Raw genomic sequence first — 16,055 nt, forward strand, 5'->3', positions numbered from 1 at the left:
CTATTTTTGTCATCTTTGCCGACCATAGCAAGTTGTTTAAATAATAAATTGAAGAATACAGTTACATGATCTATTTTTTTCGTATACTTTCACCTGATCACCCTGATTTTATTTGTGAAATACAAGTGGATGGAACTTCTACACTTTTCACATTTCATAAAGCAATTCAATCTGCATGTGATATTGATGAGTCATTTTGTTCATTCTTTACATGTGATGAAGATTGGAATAAGGAGAAAGAGTATACAGCAGTAGATATGGGTATCGAGGGCGATGAATTTGTTTCGATGGAGAAGATAACCCTTTCTGAATTGATTGTTGAGAAAAAGCAAAAACTGATTTATGCATACGATATTATCGAAAATCGTAGTTTATATATCGAGGTAACAGAGTTTTGGAATGACAGAAATCTAGATATGCCAGTATTGTGTCATATTGAAGGAGATGTAAAGGCACCTGTTGTTCGTCAAGAGATTGGAGTGGATAGTGGTTTTGTGGACGAATTAGATGACCCTTACTTTGATGATAGCTCATGGGATGATGAGATGGGAAGTGAGTTTGACTCCATTGATGATCTAGATATTTAATTTCTACGAAAATCATAGAGATGAAAACATTAGTCGTAATAACCGGACCTACGGGAGTTGGAAAGACAGATTTAAGTATTCGAATTGCGGAAACATTTCAGACGGAGATTATTTCGTGTGATTCTAGGCAGCTCTTTAAGGAGATGACAATAGGTACGGCGGTACCAACGCAAGAGGAGTTGTCAAGAGTACCTCATCACTTTATTCAGACTCATTCTGTTCATGATTACTATAATGCCGCACAATTTGAGGTGGATGTATTAGCAAAGTTGGACGACCTATTTGAATCAAAGCAATTGGTTGTGATGACTGGCGGCTCAATGATGTACATCGATGCAGTGTGTAAAGGTATTGATGATCTACCCACTGTGACTCCAGTGGTTCGTAATGGTTTACTAAAACAGTATGAGGAAGAGGGAATTGATAATATCATGCAAGAGCTTAAGGAGCATGATCCTGTCTATTACACTCAGGTGGACTTAAATAACCATAAGAGAGTGATCCATGCTGTTGAGATTATTAGAATGACAGGTGGACCTTACTCTGAATTACGAACAAATACAGTTAAGAACCGTCCTTTTAATATTATAAAAATCTGTGTCAATCGCGAACGTGAAGAGGTGTATGATCGAATTAACCGAAGGGTATTGATGATGATAGATCAAGGATTAGAAGCGGAGGCACGATCGTTATACGACTATAAGGATTTACCTGCATTAAACACCGTTGGGTATAGAGAGTTCTTTAACTACTTTGGTGGAGAAAAAGACCTCGATTATGCTATTGAGAGAGTTCAAGCAAATAGTAGAAAGTATGCCCGAAAACAGTTGACATGGTTTAGAAGAGATAAGGCTTATGAATGGTTTCATCCTGATGAGCAAGAACAAATTGTTGACTTTATCAAATCACAACTTTAATTCGTTGATATGTTGTGCAAATGTTTAGGCCCTAATTACTTCAGTTGTTTGTTTGAGTGAAGTCATTAAGGCCTAGATATCTTTTCTTGTAATTTAATCTTCAGATAGAGATTTGTTGAGTAGTCCAATGACATCTTCTAAATCTTTTTTGATGCTTTGCATCTTGTCCATCGGCATATCCAATTTTTCAAATAAAGTGGTTGGAACACATGCGATATCACTCTTTAACTCTCTCGCCTTAGTGGTTAATTCGATAAATACCTTGCGTTCGTCTTTTGTGTCACGGGTGCGTATTATTAGCTCCATGGCCTCCATACGTTTTAGGAGTGGCGTTAAGGTATTACTATTTAGGTATAACTTTTCTCCTATAGACTTAACTGGTAAAGGAGATTCCTCCCATAGAACCATTAATACCAAGTATTGAGGGTAGGTCAACCCATATTGCTCCAATAGAGGTTGATAGAGCTTTGTTATCATTCTGCTTGCCACATAGAATGGAAAGCAGAATTGATTGGATATCTTTAGTTGTTCCATATATTTCTTGTTATTTCTCTAGTAACTTTTTAATGAGAGTCTCCATTTTCTCTGGTTTTGCAACAGGAGCGAATCGTTTGATTGGTTTACCCTCTCTATCGATTACAAACTTAGTAAAATTCCATTTTATCTTCGAACCAAACCATCCTCCAAGTTCTCCTTTTAGATATTTAAAGATAGGATGTGATTGATCCCCATTAACATCTACTTTGCTAAACATAGGGAAAGATACACCGTAGTTAATTAGGCACCCTTCACTTATCTCTTTTTCGCCACCAGGCTCTTGGTTTCCGAATTGGTTACAAGGAAAACCTAAGATAACTAACCCTTGATCTTTGTACTTTTGGTATAGCGCCTCTAATCCTTCGTATTGAGGGGTTAATCCACATTTGCTTGCTGTGTTTACGACAACAACTACTTTGCCATCGAATTCAGACATGTTTAACTCTTTTCCTTGTAGTGTGCGGGCTGTAAAATCGTAGAATTTCATAATCGTATATTGTTTGTTTTGTTTAAATCTTATGCAATTATATCGCTTACGATTGAATTGTGCAAGTTTTTCATTGAATATTTACTATGAATTATTAGAGTTGTATCTCTATTGTTTGTGTGTAATCGGGTGGTATATAGAGAATTGGATGGTGTTTTTTGCTTGTGGGTATTTGTTGGTGTAAAAGAAGCGCGGATTGTGTTAAAAGTAATACTCTTCACGAATGTGCTGCCAAAGTTACTTTTATTGGAGTCGTCTGAATTTCTTAATAATTGTATTAATAGGAGTCGTTTTCTTTGAAAAGATTAGTTCAATATGAAATAACGAAAAGACGATTTGTCCAATAGCACTGTTTTGGTTACATTTGTTCTTCTTATGTTTTAGACATAAAAAAGTGATCAAAAGCAAGTTAAAAATACCTTATATAAGATGAATATTTCGTATAGTTGGTTAAAGGATTATATAGACACAGATCTATCTCCTGCAGAGCTCTCTTCCATTCTTACACAGACTGGATTAGAAGTTGGTAGTATTGAGGAAGTGGAAACCATTAAAGGTGGTTTAAAAGGGTTAGTAATTGGTGAAGTGAAGAGTTGTGAAGCCCATCCTGATTCGGACCACTTATCAAAAACTACTGTGGATGTAGGGGAAGCAGAGTTGTTACCAATTGTTTGTGGTGCGCCAAATGTGGCAGCAGGCCAAAAAGTTGTAGTAGCAGTAGTAGGTACTATTCTATACGATGGAGATAATGAGTTTAAGATCAAGAAGTCGAAGATTCGTGGTGAAGTTTCGATGGGTATGATCTGTGCTGAAGATGAGATCGGTTTGGGGGAAAGTCATGATGGTATTATGGTATTGCCATCAGATGCTCCTGTAGGAAAAGCTGCATCTGAATATTTCAACGTTGAGAATGACTATATCATTGAGATCGATTTAACACCTAACCGTGTGGATGGATCATCGCATATTGGTGTGGCAAGAGATTTGGCTGCATTCTTGAAACAGCAAAACGATAACATTACCTATAGTAAGCCATCTGTAGATGACTTTAAAGTTGATAATGACCAAGTGCCTGTTACGATAGATGTACGTAACTCAGCAGCATGCCCTATATATACAGGAGTAAGTATTCGTGGCGTTAAAGTAGAAAGCTCTCCAGAGTGGTTACAGAAGCGCTTAATTGTGATCGGTTTAACTCCAATCAATAATATCGTAGATATTACAAACTACGTTCTATTTGAAACAGGTCAACCATTACATGCTTTTGATATGGCTAAAATCAAAGGCAATAAGATTGTTGTGGAAACCTTAGCACAAGGAACAAAGTTTACAACATTAGACGAAGTTGAAAGAGAGCTAGATGCGAAAGATCTGATGATTTGTAATGAATCGGAAGGAATGTGTATTGCAGGAGTGTTCGGAGGTTTAGATTCAGGAGTAAAGGATACAACTACTGATATATTCTTGGAGAGTGCATATTTCAATCCAGTTTACGTACGTAAGACTGCACGTCGTCATGGATTAAGTACAGATTCGTCTTTCCGTTTTGAGAGAGGTGTCGATCCTAATGGAAATGAGTATGCTTTAAAGCGTGCTGCATTGTTAATTAAAGAGATTGCAGGTGGACAAATTTCTGGAGACATCCAACGTGTTGCTGCAGATGATGCTCCAACGGCTCCTTTTGAAGTGGTATTCAAACCATCTAATGCTCGTCGATTGATTGGTAAAGATATTGATGATGCTACTATCGAAAAGATTTTGGTTGCTCTAGAGATCGAGATAAGTAAGTCAGACGATGACACATGGAACCTAAAAGTTCCTGCTTATAGAGTGGATGTTCAAAGGGAAGCTGATGTGGTCGAAGACATTCTACGTATCTATGGCTACAATAATGTACAACCAGGTACTGCAGTAAAGTCTACAATACAATATTCACATAAACCAAATAAGCATAAGTTACAGAATATGGTTTCTGACTCACTCTCAGCATGTGGGTTTAATGAGATCTGGAGTAACTCATTAGGAAAAGCTTCAAACTATGATGGATTGAACTCTTATCCTGAGGCTAATCTGGTTAAATTATTCAACCCTCTATCACAAGACCTTAATGTGATGAGAGAGAATCTTCTGTTTGGTGGATTAGAGGCTGTTGAGCGTAATACTAACTTTAGAAATGGAGATCTATCTCTATATGAGTTTGGTAATGTTTATACCTATGATGAGTCTATTGAAACGGATAATCATGTTAATAGATACCATGAGGAAGAGCATCTAGGTTTATGGTTGTCAGGGAATAGAGATAATGAGGGATGGCAAGGCGAAGCAACAACTTCTTCTTTCTATACTTTGAAATCATATGTTATCAATATCCTTGAGAAACTTGGTATTACGGAAGATAAGATCCAAATTAAGAGTTGTACTGAAGATATCTATAGTGATGCGATTCAGATTTGTCAAGGACCAAAAGTGTTGGCTACTCTAGGATATGTTGCGCCGTCTTTACTAAAGAAGAACGGGATTAAGACAACTGTATTCTATGCTGATATTCATTGGACAACGGTACTTACGACGTTGAAGAAACAAAAAGTTCAGTATACACCGCTTCCAAAATATCCTGAGGTACGTAGAGATCTTGCTTTATTGGTGGATAAGAGTGTAACATTTGATCAATTGAAAGCGATTGCACTTAAGGGAGAGAAGAATCTTCTTCGTAAAGTCGATATCTTTGATGTTTATGAAGGAGAGCACCTTCCTGAAGGAAAGAAATCATATGCATTGAGTTTCATCTTACGTGATGATAAAGGAACGCTTAAAGATAAGCAGATTGATAAAATCATGAACAAAATGATTAAGTCATTTGAACATCAGGTGGGAGCTTCTTTGCGATAAGCGAATGTGAGCCTGCATATAATATAATATTTAAGTAAAGGTCAACCGTATGTGGTTGACCTTTCTTTTAGGTTTGATACGAATACTATCATTAAAAGTGAGGTGTATTTCCTTTCTATTTTGTTTGAAAATAACAGATGAAGGGGTTATGGTATTATCATAGCCTTAACAAAACAAGATATCTTTGAAGTGATTTACCACTCCATTAAAAATAGAATTGGTATAGGAATAATAACTGTATAATTAAACGACCGAATATCATGAGTGATAACAAAAAAGGAATACTCTTTGCTTGCTTCACCGCACTTTTATGGGGTTTTCTTGCGATCATATTAAAGATGGCATCCCAATTTCTGGATTCCCACACTATTGTGTTTGCTCGTTTTTCTATTGCTTTCTTAATTCTCTTAACCATTGTGTTGAGTCGGGGTCGATATACCACTCTGCAGATATTTAGAAAACCTCCATTGATGTTGATGGTCGCAACAGTTTGCCTGTCCCTTAACTATTATGGATATATGCAGGGGATCCATTTGACCTCTCCAGGGAATGCACAGATATTAATTCAATGGGGTCCCATTCTACTTGCTCTTTCTGGTATTTTTATTTTTAAAGAGAAACTGAGTCGATGGCAAGCCCTTGGCTTTGTCATTGCATTGTGTGGCTTTACACTCTTTTTTAGAGAAAAGCTGATAAATCTAATTGATTCTTCCAACGAGTATATTGAAGGTAATGTATGGACTTTGTTTGGTGGAACAATGTGGGCTATATATGCCATCTTACAAAAGAAGTTGGTGCAACGATTCAGCACCACTCAATTAAATTTATTCATTTATGGTGTCGCTTCATTGTTGTTTTTGAGTCAAGCAGACCTGTCACAATTAGGAGTGTTAAGTCTGAAACAATGGGCAATTGTTGTGTTTTTAGGATTGAATACACTTTTGGCATATGGTGCATTAGCAGAAGCATTGAAATATACTAAAGCAAAGAATGTGAGTATTATCATTACGCTTAATCCTGTACTTACGTTTATCTTATTAGGGATTATGAGTGAGGTTGGTTTGCATTGGGTGGCCCCAGAACAACTGACTATTTTATCCATTGTTGGTGCAGTAGGGGTGTTAAGTGGTGCAATAATGATTATTGGAGGGAAAAAATAGAAGAGACTAATTATGAAATATCTAGCATCGAATTTAAAGTATTTAAGGACGGAATTTCTTTTGTCACAGAAGAAATTGGGCGAAAGGATTAATATCTCTGCGTCTTCCATTGGTTGTTATGAAAAAGAGAGGAGTACTCCTTCATTACGTAATATTCAGAAACTATCTACCACTTTCGGAGTGGATATCGATACCTTGCTTCATGTTGATTTAACAACAGAGCATAGAGAGATCTCTAGAGAAGGTAAGAATATACGTGTTCTTCCCATTGTTGTGGAGAGTGATAATAAAGAGAAAGCTTCGATTGTTCCTGCAAAAGCTGCTGCAGGTTATACTGAAGGGTATGCAGAACCTCAATTCGTTTCGAGTTTAGTCAATTTCGATCTGCCATTTCCTGAATTACAGAAAGAACAGACATATCGCGTGTTTCAGATTACAGGAGATTCAATGTTGCCAATTAAGAATAACTCTTATGTGATCACCAGTTATTTGCAAAATTGGAGGGATGTGAAGTTTGGTTCTTGTTATATTGTTCTTACTAAAGAAGATGGAATTGTATTTAAACGTATAGAAAAAAGTGAATCAACACATCGTTTAAGAATGACTTCTGACAATGACCAATATGATCCATACGAGATTCATATTAATGATATTAAAGAGATCTGGGTTGCGAAGGGTATTATTGATTTTGACCTTGATTCGTAGCATAAAAATATCAAAATATATAGAAAAAGGAGAGGCTATGGCATCTCCTTTTTTGTATCTTAGAAACTCATAACCATTAAGATCTTTTTTTGTAATAGACATATGAATTCGTCTCCTATCTCAATATATCATTTTAAAGAAGCCGCAATACAGTTCGAGGTGGTAGATATCCAAAAGATTCTTTCTATGAAAGAGAAGTCTTTGGTAGCACATCGTTTAAGATTTCATCAAATATTAGTTATAACAGATGGAAGTGGGTTTCACGAAGTGGATTTTAAGGTAATTGAATTTCATAAGAGTACTATTATTCCTGTTGCTATGGGACAGGTACAACGTTTTGAGCCCAATTCTGAAATGCGAGGATATGCGATTGTCTTCACTTCTGATTTTCTTATCAAAGAGTCGTTAGACTATAACTATCTATTTAATTTTACGATATTTATTCATAATATCACGCCAATATTGTGTGAATGCAATGAGTCAATAGAGGTGTTAGTTGGAGAGATGCTTAGAGAACAGTTTGCCGGAGGACAATTTGAACAAGAAGCTTATTTAAGAAATTTACTCCTTAGTTTTTTAATTCAGATAGAAAGAAAGAAAAGGTCCTATTCCGAGATTGAGCCTAATCAGACATTGAATTTATATTTGAACTTTAGATGTGAGATTGAGCAGAATATTAGTTATAAACTTAAGATTGTTGATATTTGTGAGAAGTTATCGATCTCTCCAAAGCAGTTAAATCGTCAATTAAAACAATATCATAATACTACAGCAAAGAAGTATATTGATGAGCGTATACTTCTTGAGATTAAAAGACTTTTATCTTATTCTACACTTTCAATGAAGGAAATTGCATATCGAATTGGTTTTGACGATCCAACCAATTTTACTAAATACTTCAAGGGAAAGACTGGTCAGTTGCCTTCAGTGTATCGATTAAGATACCAATGACCTTTATTTACCATCCAATACCGTTTATTTACCTTTCTCCGTTGATTACAGGGTGCTAACTTTGCCTTTGTAATTGTATGGATTCATGCTCTATATGTCATGAAATCATTGTGAGGTTTACGTTTGTACTAATATTAATTGAGATGGGACTAAAAAATAAACTTTTCGCAAAAGAACTAGATAAAGAACTTCGTATTAAGAATGGGATATTAACCATTGATCAGAATTCATGTGATGGTTGTGGTGTTTGTGTTCAAAAATGCCCATTTGATGCAATGACGATTATTGAATTATCAAGAGAGCAAATTGAACAATTGTCATTTAAGGGACGTTTAAAAGTCCGAATCAAAGGAGCGAATAAAGCTTTTGTCGATGACCATCTTTGTACGGTGTGTGGTGCATGTATGAAAACATGTCATGAATTTGCGATTCATAAAGTTGTACAGGATTAAGGTTATAGGTGTTGGAAATAGATAAACTGTATAGGACTATGAAGAAAATGAATAATGAAGGATATAGAAGGTTTAGAACTGCTATGTCATTAGCTCTAATGTTGTTGTTGACGACTAACTTCTCTTGTAAAACGGTTAACTCGGAGAAGAAAAAAGAGCATCCAAACCTTACTAAATTAAAGGCTCACTCTTCGGAATTTACTCCTGAAATCATTGCATTAGGTCATAATGTATATACTGCAGTGGGTTTTGATGGCTCAAATACTTCAATGATTGTAGGGGAAGATGGTGTGATTATTATTGATGCTTTACGTGCTTTGGGTGCAGCAGAGAAAGTGGCAGTTAAGTTTAGAGAGATTACACCGAAACCTGTAAAAGCGATAGTTTATACGCATGGTCATGGTGATCATACGGGTGGTGCTTCTGCTTTTATTACTAATGAAAAGGATGTTATTATTATTGCTAGAGAGGGTTTTAAAGAGGAGCTACAAGATCTTTCACCGGTAGGTGAGGTTTTGAAGAGAAGGAATGCGAGACAATTTGGGCGTAATCTCCCTAAAAAAGATATTATCAATAGGGGAGTGGCTCCAGGTTATACATCTAAAGATCGTGTTGGACAAGGTTACTTGCCTCCCAATAGAACTTTCAATGACTCTCTTTTTATTAAAGTTGCTGGAGTTCAACTAGAGCTATATGCAGCGGATGGAGAAACTAATGATCAACTATTTGTGTGGACTCCACAACTTAAAACATTATTTAGTGGTGATAACTATTATAAAGCTTTTCCTAATTTATATGCTATTAGAGGTTCTCGATATAGAGATGTGAAGGAGTGGGGTGAGTCTATCATGAAAATGAGTGGATTTCCAGTAGAACATCTTGTTCCTGGACATACACGTCCTTTAAGTGGAAAACATCGCATACACCAGTGTTTAGATAATTATGGAACAGCAATTCTGAGTGTATATGATCAAACCATTAAGTGTATGAATGACGGTTATTCTTTACAACAGACTGTAGATCATGTAAAACTGCCTAAAACATTAGCAGAACAGCCAAATTTACAAGAGTTTTATGGGATGATTCCGTGGGGAGTGCGCTCTATATATCTACATTATGTTGGCTGGTTTGATGGTTCACCTTCTAATCTGTTACCACTGTCCGAAATGAGTGAGGCAAAGCATATGATTGAAATGGTGGGAGGAGAACGTAAGATGCTTCAGTATGTTAAAGATGCGATCAAAGAGAGCAGCTTTCAATGGGCACTACAACTGACAGATTATCTTGTTTGTGTGGGATATGAAAAAGCCAAAGTGATTGACCTTAGGATATTGATACTTAAGAGTCTTGCTTCTCAGCAGTTGAATGCACCTGCAAGAAACTATTACCTATCTTGTGCATATGAGCTTGAGAATTGATAGATAATAAAAAAGGATGCCAAGTCGGCATCCTTTTTTATTTATTATGGAATGGGCTTACTTTTCTTCAGTAGTTCCATGTTCAAGATCATCTCCAGAGATAGATCCTCTCATTTTAGTGTCTGCTTGGATGTTCTGATACTTCATATAATCCATTACACCTAAATTACCTGTTCTAAATGCTTCAGCAATTGCTAATGGTACTTCCGCTTCCGCTTGAATTACTTTTGCTTTTGCTTCTTGTGCTTTTGCGATCATCTCTTGCTCAAGTGCTACAGCCATTGCTCTACGCTCTTCTGCTTTTGCTTGTGCAATATTCTTATCTGCTTCAGCTTGATCCATCTGTAGGTAAGCACCAATGTTTTTACCTATATCGATGTCTGCAATATCAATAGATAAGATCTCAAATGCGGTACCAGCATCTAATCCTTTTTCTAATACAACACGTGAAATTGAATCAGGGTTTTCTAATACTTCTTTGTGTGAAGCTGAAGAACCAATAGAAGATACGATACCTTCCCCAACACGAGCAAGTACAGTATCTTCACCAGCACCACCAACCAATTGGTCGATGCTTGCGCGAACTGTAACTCGGGCTTTACATATCAACTGGATACCATCCTTTGCAACAGCTGTTACAGGAGGAGTGTTGATTACCTTAGGGTTTACAGACATCTGTACTGCTTCGAATACATCACGACCTGCTAAGTCAATTGCCGTTGCATCTTTGAAAGATAGCGCAATACCTGCTTTTGATGCTGATACTAAAGCATGAACAACTAATGCAACGCGTCCACCTGCAAGGTAGTGTGCTTCAAGGTCATCTCTTTTAATTTCTGCTAAGCCTGCTTTGTGTGCTTCAACCATTGCTCTAACAATCACCCCTGGAGGTACTTTACGGAATCGCATTGCGAACAATTGAACAAGAGATACATGAACTCCTGAAGCTAAAGCTGTGATCCAAAGTCCTACCGGTACTAGGTAGAAGAAAATAAGGATCAGAACGAGAATAATTGGCAATAATACTGCCAATGGAATAATACTACTCATTACTTATTAGGTATTAATTATTATTATCTGATTCGACTGGTTTTACATATACTTTGTTATTCTCAATTTTCACCACTTCAATGTCTATATCTCTATCAATTACTCTTTCAATAGAGTAAGTTTGAATTCGTTGGTTATTTAAGATAGAGAAACCAACAGGTGCCATACGGGTTTCTGAAACTCCATGATCCCCAATATTGACTGTGATATCTTTAAGCGGATTCACTACACCATCGATGGTTGTATTTAACTTTGGAAAAAGGTGTTTATTCTTTTCCATGATATATTTGACAAGAAATGGTATGATAGCAGCATATGCTATCAAAGTGATTGTTGTCCCCCATATTCCATAGCTTATATAACTATAATATAAAGCGAAAGCTGCAACGAGTAACGCAAAAATTCCTGAGATAGATAATCCTGGTAGGATTCCCACTTCAACAATAATAAGAGCAGTTACAACCAATAGCAGAATGAAAAGTATTAATATCGAAAGCATGATCCTGAGGTTTTAAATATTTTGATCTTGTTAAATTTAACAAAAAGATAGTGATTATTTATTACTGTAGCAACTTTTTTGCATCAGCAAATGATATTCTCTCCCCTTTTTCATTCAACGCTACTGTAAATGCATCAGAAAACCCACCAGATCTTAATGACGATTTAGTGGTTGCTGCTTCTTTTAAGTTGTTGAAATACCCAACGATATAATAACGAGTTGTACCTTTGGAATAGTAGTGTAATGGTGCTGATACTGCAGTTGAAACTTTGTTCTTCACATCATCACTTACGTCCCCTTTAGATGCTACAATTTGAATTGCATAATAAGCTTTAGGACTTTCCGTTTTATCTTTTTTTACCGAAGGTTTCTCTACAATCTTGTTTGTGTTTTGGGTCTCAACTGGAGTGGTAGTAGGGGTGTTGTTTGCAACTTCAAAAGTCATGTCTTCATCAAAACTTACAGAAGGAACATCTACATTCTCTACTTGCTTTTTAGGTTCATTCTTAGTTGATGAAGTTGCAACAGAAGTAGTAGTAACGACAGCAGCAGTAGTAACTTCTTTTTTTACGACGCTTTGTGTCGGCTTTACTGTATTTGTCACTACATTTTTTTGTGCAGATTTGGTTGTCGAAGAAGTTGTTTCTCTTTTAATCTCTTTCTTAGTAGAAGGAGAATCTATCTTTTTGCTCTTTTGAGGTGCCTCTGTTTGATTTGTTTCTACTTTTGGTTTAGCTTCATTTGCTTTTTTAGAGCCACCTGTTGTTTCTGCTACTTGAGCTGTAACAATATCCTCTTTTACATTACTACTCTTCGTAGTAGGGATATTGTCCTTTTTTGTTGATTTCGTGTTTATCTTTGTAGAATCAACCATCTCTTTGGGAGCTTCTTGTTTTTGTACAGGTGGTGATGTCAAACTTTTTACCGGCTCTTTAGGTGTTGTTTCGGCTTCTTCTACTTTTGTTTCAAATAGAACTGCTTCAGGATCATATTTTTTCAGAAGTTCATTGGCATACGCTTTTTGTTTGTTCAATGAATAGTCCTTCCAATATGTCTGTTCAACCACTTTTGATTGTGCAAAACGTTGTTGTTCTTGTTTTAATAGAGGATAAAGTTTATGCTCTAGTTTAATAATCTCATCTGTCAATGACTGTCTTTTGGATTCCGCTTCTGATTTTGAATAGCTATTTTGATCTCTTTCAATACTATTAAATTCCTTGCGCAGGCTATCAATTGTTTCGGATAAACCAACTCTCTTCATCTTGAGCTCTAATCCTTTTAGATAAAGTTGACGTGCCGATGCTTCTTTAAAATCACCAACTCTATGGTAGGTTAAGGTTGAGTTGATATTAAAATGGATGTCATAATTGTCCAATTGAATGGATTTAGAAGAGCTCTTTTCATCTTGAATATTGGTTACACCACTCTCTTCTTTAATCTCTTTCTTTACTTCGGCCAGTTGTTTCTGTTCTTTCTCTTCCTTGATTCTCTCTACTCGACTTCTGCCAACTGCCAACGAGAAAGGATTCTTCTTCTCATATGCTAGCTCTTTGAATTTCTTTACTTCGAGCTGTTTCTGCTCTTTCTTCTTTGATTTCTCTTCAAACCGAGCATATGCATCTATGGCTTTCTCATATTGTTCAAAGGCATGGTAAGATTGTCCCAAATAGAAGAGTGCATTGGTTGGAGTTTGATTACTCACTAAAGCACTTCTTAATGAAGTGATAATGTCTTGATCAAAACGACCAACTTTCACTTTAGAAACACCATAATAATAATTCATCAATGGATCTGATGAGTACAATTCGTGTAACTGAACAAATAGAGGATATGCGCTCTGATAGTTCTCCTTTTTGAAATAGGCTATCGCCTCCTCTTTTGCTCCCTGTTGTTGTGCAAAACCAGTAGTGATAAAACACATTTGTAGCAAAAAAGCCAATAAGAACACCTGATTGAATTTAAGCTTAATCATAGATTCAGTATATTAATTATTAGGAGGGTAGTAGTTCGTTTTGGTCCACAAAAACCACTACAGTCCAATTGTTTACATATTTGTACTAAGTATTTTTATGCTAATATAACTGTATTCGACTAGATACACAAAAGATATACGAACTACATTTAACAATTCATTGCAAATAAAATAATATCACAATTGCTATCATGTGTTGAGTTTCATGTTATTAGAGTCGATCGTATTGTGCAACTTTAATTATGTTCTATATGGTTTTGTATAAAAACTATTTTAAAAGAACTCTATCAGAATAATGCCGAGATCTTTCCATTTTAGTTTCACTCAATTAGAAAGTACTATTCGAGATTATTGAGATGTCTATTCTCTGAAAACAGGGCCTGTTCATAAAAAGAAAACAACATTACTATATCTCTTTCTCAAGATCTTAGTATCCTCATATTCTCATATTAAAAAAGGAAGTGGAATACAACACCTTGAAAAAGTATTACTTTCTATACCTAAGTACATCAGCCTATTTAGTTTGTTTTTAAGATTACTTAAATGAAACACTATTGTCTTAACAATATGCACATTACTCCATGCAAGTCATGTGGAGATAGCATAAAACATATCATTGTTAAGTTCATCTAGCGTCTCTTTTAGATTATCATACGTTTCTCTGAATATCGTAGCTGATTTAATAGTTTCATTGACCCTTTCAACTATCCCATTGCTTTACGGTGTGAATGGTTTAGTTACTGATGTTTCCCATGTAGGCTAACATCTTGATTTACAGCATAAAAAGAAGCATGTTTATTTTGATAATTCATTAATTATCAGTAAATTAATGTTGTTCCAATAACCAAATAAATCATGCTTCAGAATAAAAGTACAAAAGTTTTTTCAGAGACACAGAGTTTTTTCAGTTCAAGTGATAAAGGAATTAATCGAATTATTAGCCTTTACAAGTTACTCAACTTAAGACAACTGAAATTAGGAAATAAAGAGTTGCCTCAGTCTACTTACTTCAAAGGTGACATACTATTAGGCTTACTACTTTTCCCAATTTTCTCTATCCCTAATATTTATAGCTACAGTAAGCATTATCTATCAGAGATGTTAGAAGCACAAAAGAATACATTCTATCGATTTAAAAATAACAGCCAGATAGATTGGCGTACTATAGTTTCATCATGTAATAATAAACTCTTTGGTCAAATAGCCAAAAACTCTCACTCTGATGACTGTAATCAAGCAGAAAGATGCTTAATTATTGACGATACTGATTTTGAGAAGTCTACCTACAAAACTGAACATGTTAGTAAAATATGGTCGCATGTAACCCATCGTTATATATTTGGTTTTAAAGGATTATTTCTAGGTTTATGGGATGGCAAAAGCTATTTTACATTGGACTTCTCTCTACATAAAGAAAGAGGGAAGAATAAAAAGACTCCATTTGGACTCACTGCCAAACAACGTAAAAAACAGTTCTCAAAGAAACGATCAACAAAGAGTAATGGGTTTAACCGAGAGAAAGAACTCGTTATTGATAAAATAACGATGGCAAAAGAGATGATGGTAAATGCTATTAAACAAGGAATTACAGTAGACTACATACTTATGGACAGTTGGTTCTTCTGTGATTCAATATTAAAAACTGTGATCTCTAATGGTATGCATCTTGTTGCAATGGCTAAGATGTCTAGTGCTAAATATTCTTTCAAAGACAAAGAATATAGCACCAAAGAACTTGCTCTCTTACTTAAACAGCGAAAGAGAGTAAAATGGGTAAAGTCACTTAGTCTATATTGTGCAGAAGTCACAGTGAAATATAAAGGTACAGATGTAAAACTATTCTTTTGCAAGAACAGTAAGCGAGGGAAATGGCATTTATTGGTATCTTCAAATACAAAGCTGAGCATAGAGAAAGCTTATCAGATATATAGTATTAGATGGAGTATTGAGGTCTTTTTTAAGGAATCAAAGAACTATTTTGGTTTAGGAAAATCTCAATCGAGTGATTTTGATGCTCAAATAGCAGATCTATCTGTAGCTATTATTGAGTTTAACGTTTTTAGTTTAGCAAAAAGGTTCGAGGCATATGAGACGCTAGGTGGAATCTTTGCTCATGTAAAAGATCAAGGAATGGAACTTGTAATAGTACAACGAATTTGGGGTTTTATCCTCGAATTGATGAGAACTCTCGCAGAAATCATCGATAGTGATTTTAATGAATTGATAATCAGTGTACTTAAAAATAAACCCGAAAATAATAAATTCTTTAGGCTCATTGAATCAATGGTTTATGAACCTGAATAAAGACATGGGAAACATCAGTTTAGTTATTCTATGGACTAAATTTCTTAGCTTTCTGTGATGTACTCTGTTTATTAATACCTTCCGATGTAAGAGTGAGATAAACAGAACTCCTGCTTACTGTCGAATC

General features: G+C 35.5%; 14 protein-coding genes. 9 read left to right on the forward strand and 5 right to left on the reverse strand.

Annotation, left to right across the window (positions count from 1 at the left end):
* Window positions 1–65 precede the first annotated feature (65 nt).
* Both K5X82_17830 and miaA read left to right on the forward strand, forming a co-directional pair.
* The gene (locus K5X82_17830; protein QZT37071.1) at window positions 66–587 is read left to right on the forward strand and encodes a plasmid pRiA4b ORF-3 family protein; all 522 of its coding nucleotides are present in this window, start codon (window positions 66–68) and stop codon (window positions 585–587) included.
* Between the two features lie 20 nt (window positions 588–607).
* Window positions 608–1,504, forward strand: a complete 897-nt coding sequence (gene miaA / locus K5X82_17835) for a tRNA (adenosine(37)-N6)-dimethylallyltransferase MiaA (GenBank protein QZT37072.1) — start codon at window positions 608–610, stop codon at window positions 1,502–1,504.
* Window positions 1,505–1,597: 93 nt separating this feature from the next.
* Here miaA and K5X82_17840 read toward each other — a convergent pair whose 3' ends face one another.
* Together K5X82_17840 and K5X82_17845 are read right to left on the reverse strand one after the other, a co-directional pair.
* On the reverse strand, window positions 1,598–2,038 hold the full coding sequence (locus tag K5X82_17840; protein ID QZT37073.1) for a MarR family transcriptional regulator: 441 nt from the start codon (window positions 2,036–2,038) through the stop codon (window positions 1,598–1,600).
* Between the two features lie 10 nt (window positions 2,039–2,048).
* A complete protein-coding gene (locus tag K5X82_17845) occupies window positions 2,049–2,528 on the reverse strand; it encodes a glutathione peroxidase (protein ID QZT37074.1) in 480 nt (159 codons plus the stop codon).
* Window positions 2,529–2,957: 429 nt separating this feature from the next.
* Between K5X82_17845 and pheT the strand changes: the two genes are divergently transcribed.
* The 6 genes from pheT to K5X82_17875 all read left to right on the forward strand — a co-directional run bounded on the left by pheT (window position 2,958) and on the right by K5X82_17875 (window position 10,103).
* Window positions 2,958–5,417 (forward strand): phenylalanine--tRNA ligase subunit beta, encoded by a 2,460-nt coding sequence (gene pheT / locus K5X82_17850; GenBank protein QZT37075.1) that lies wholly within the window; start codon window positions 2,958–2,960, stop codon window positions 5,415–5,417.
* A 260-nt stretch (window positions 5,418–5,677) separates the two neighbouring features.
* Window positions 5,678–6,577 (forward strand): DMT family transporter, encoded by a 900-nt coding sequence (locus K5X82_17855; protein QZT37076.1) that lies wholly within the window; start codon window positions 5,678–5,680, stop codon window positions 6,575–6,577.
* 12 nt (window positions 6,578–6,589) lie between these two features.
* Entirely contained in the window at window positions 6,590–7,282 is a 693-nt protein-coding gene (locus tag K5X82_17860; GenBank protein QZT37077.1) for a helix-turn-helix domain-containing protein, read from the forward strand.
* A gap of 102 nt (window positions 7,283–7,384) precedes the next feature.
* On the forward strand, window positions 7,385–8,233 hold the full coding sequence (locus K5X82_17865; GenBank protein ID QZT37078.1) for a helix-turn-helix domain-containing protein: 849 nt from the start codon (window positions 7,385–7,387) through the stop codon (window positions 8,231–8,233).
* A 143-nt stretch (window positions 8,234–8,376) separates the two neighbouring features.
* Window positions 8,377–8,685, forward strand: coding sequence for a 4Fe-4S binding protein (locus K5X82_17870; GenBank protein ID QZT37079.1), 309 nt, complete (start codon window positions 8,377–8,379; stop codon window positions 8,683–8,685).
* A gap of 38 nt (window positions 8,686–8,723) precedes the next feature.
* Window positions 8,724–10,103, forward strand: coding sequence for an alkyl/aryl-sulfatase (locus K5X82_17875; GenBank protein QZT37080.1), 1,380 nt, complete (start codon window positions 8,724–8,726; stop codon window positions 10,101–10,103).
* 57 nt (window positions 10,104–10,160) lie between these two features.
* On the opposite strand, the gene floA is transcribed toward K5X82_17875, so the two are convergent.
* The 3 genes from floA to K5X82_17890 form a co-directional block, all read right to left on the reverse strand.
* On the reverse strand, window positions 10,161–11,153 hold the full coding sequence (gene floA, locus K5X82_17880; GenBank protein ID QZT37081.1) for a flotillin-like protein FloA: 993 nt from the start codon (window positions 11,151–11,153) through the stop codon (window positions 10,161–10,163).
* 13 nt (window positions 11,154–11,166) lie between these two features.
* Window positions 11,167–11,652 carry a hypothetical protein gene (locus K5X82_17885; GenBank protein ID QZT37082.1) on the reverse strand — a complete coding sequence of 162 codons (486 nt, stop codon included), beginning with the start codon at window positions 11,650–11,652 and terminating at the stop codon, window positions 11,167–11,169.
* A 61-nt stretch (window positions 11,653–11,713) separates the two neighbouring features.
* On the reverse strand, window positions 11,714–13,624 hold the full coding sequence (locus K5X82_17890; GenBank protein QZT37083.1) for a hypothetical protein: 1,911 nt from the start codon (window positions 13,622–13,624) through the stop codon (window positions 11,714–11,716).
* A gap of 855 nt (window positions 13,625–14,479) precedes the next feature.
* Here K5X82_17890 and K5X82_17895 point away from each other — a divergent pair.
* Complete coding sequence (locus tag K5X82_17895; protein QZT37084.1) at window positions 14,480–15,928, forward strand: transposase; 1,449 nt, start codon at window positions 14,480–14,482, stop codon at window positions 15,926–15,928.
* Window positions 15,929–16,055 lie beyond the last annotated feature (127 nt).

The sequence above is a fragment of the Prolixibacteraceae bacterium genome (genome assembly GCA_019856515.1).
Classification (GTDB): domain Bacteria; phylum Bacteroidota; class Bacteroidia; order Bacteroidales; family Prolixibacteraceae; genus Halosquirtibacter; species Halosquirtibacter xylanolyticus.

Excerpts from the sequence above, each read along its gene's own strand:
- K5X82_17830 (QZT37071.1), top strand. The coding sequence starts at position 66 with ATGATCTATTTTTTTCGTATACTTTCACCTGATCACCCTGATTTTATT.
- miaA (QZT37072.1), top strand. The coding sequence starts at position 608 with ATGAAAACATTAGTCGTAATAACCGGACCTACGGGAGTTGGAAAGACA.
- K5X82_17840 (QZT37073.1), bottom strand. The coding sequence starts at position 2,038 with ATGGAACAACTAAAGATATCCAATCAATTCTGCTTTCCATTCTATGTG.
- K5X82_17845 (QZT37074.1), bottom strand. The coding sequence starts at position 2,528 with ATGAAATTCTACGATTTTACAGCCCGCACACTACAAGGAAAAGAGTTA.
- pheT (QZT37075.1), top strand. The coding sequence starts at position 2,958 with ATGAATATTTCGTATAGTTGGTTAAAGGATTATATAGACACAGATCTA.
- K5X82_17855 (QZT37076.1), top strand. The coding sequence starts at position 5,678 with ATGAGTGATAACAAAAAAGGAATACTCTTTGCTTGCTTCACCGCACTT.
- K5X82_17860 (QZT37077.1), top strand. The coding sequence starts at position 6,590 with ATGAAATATCTAGCATCGAATTTAAAGTATTTAAGGACGGAATTTCTT.
- K5X82_17865 (QZT37078.1), top strand. The coding sequence starts at position 7,385 with ATGAATTCGTCTCCTATCTCAATATATCATTTTAAAGAAGCCGCAATA.
- K5X82_17870 (QZT37079.1), top strand. The coding sequence starts at position 8,377 with ATGGGACTAAAAAATAAACTTTTCGCAAAAGAACTAGATAAAGAACTT.
- K5X82_17875 (QZT37080.1), top strand. The coding sequence starts at position 8,724 with ATGAAGAAAATGAATAATGAAGGATATAGAAGGTTTAGAACTGCTATG.
- floA (QZT37081.1), bottom strand. The coding sequence starts at position 11,153 with ATGAGTAGTATTATTCCATTGGCAGTATTATTGCCAATTATTCTCGTT.
- K5X82_17885 (QZT37082.1), bottom strand. The coding sequence starts at position 11,652 with ATGCTTTCGATATTAATACTTTTCATTCTGCTATTGGTTGTAACTGCT.
- K5X82_17890 (QZT37083.1), bottom strand. The coding sequence starts at position 13,624 with ATGATTAAGCTTAAATTCAATCAGGTGTTCTTATTGGCTTTTTTGCTA.
- K5X82_17895 (QZT37084.1), top strand. The coding sequence starts at position 14,480 with ATGCTTCAGAATAAAAGTACAAAAGTTTTTTCAGAGACACAGAGTTTT.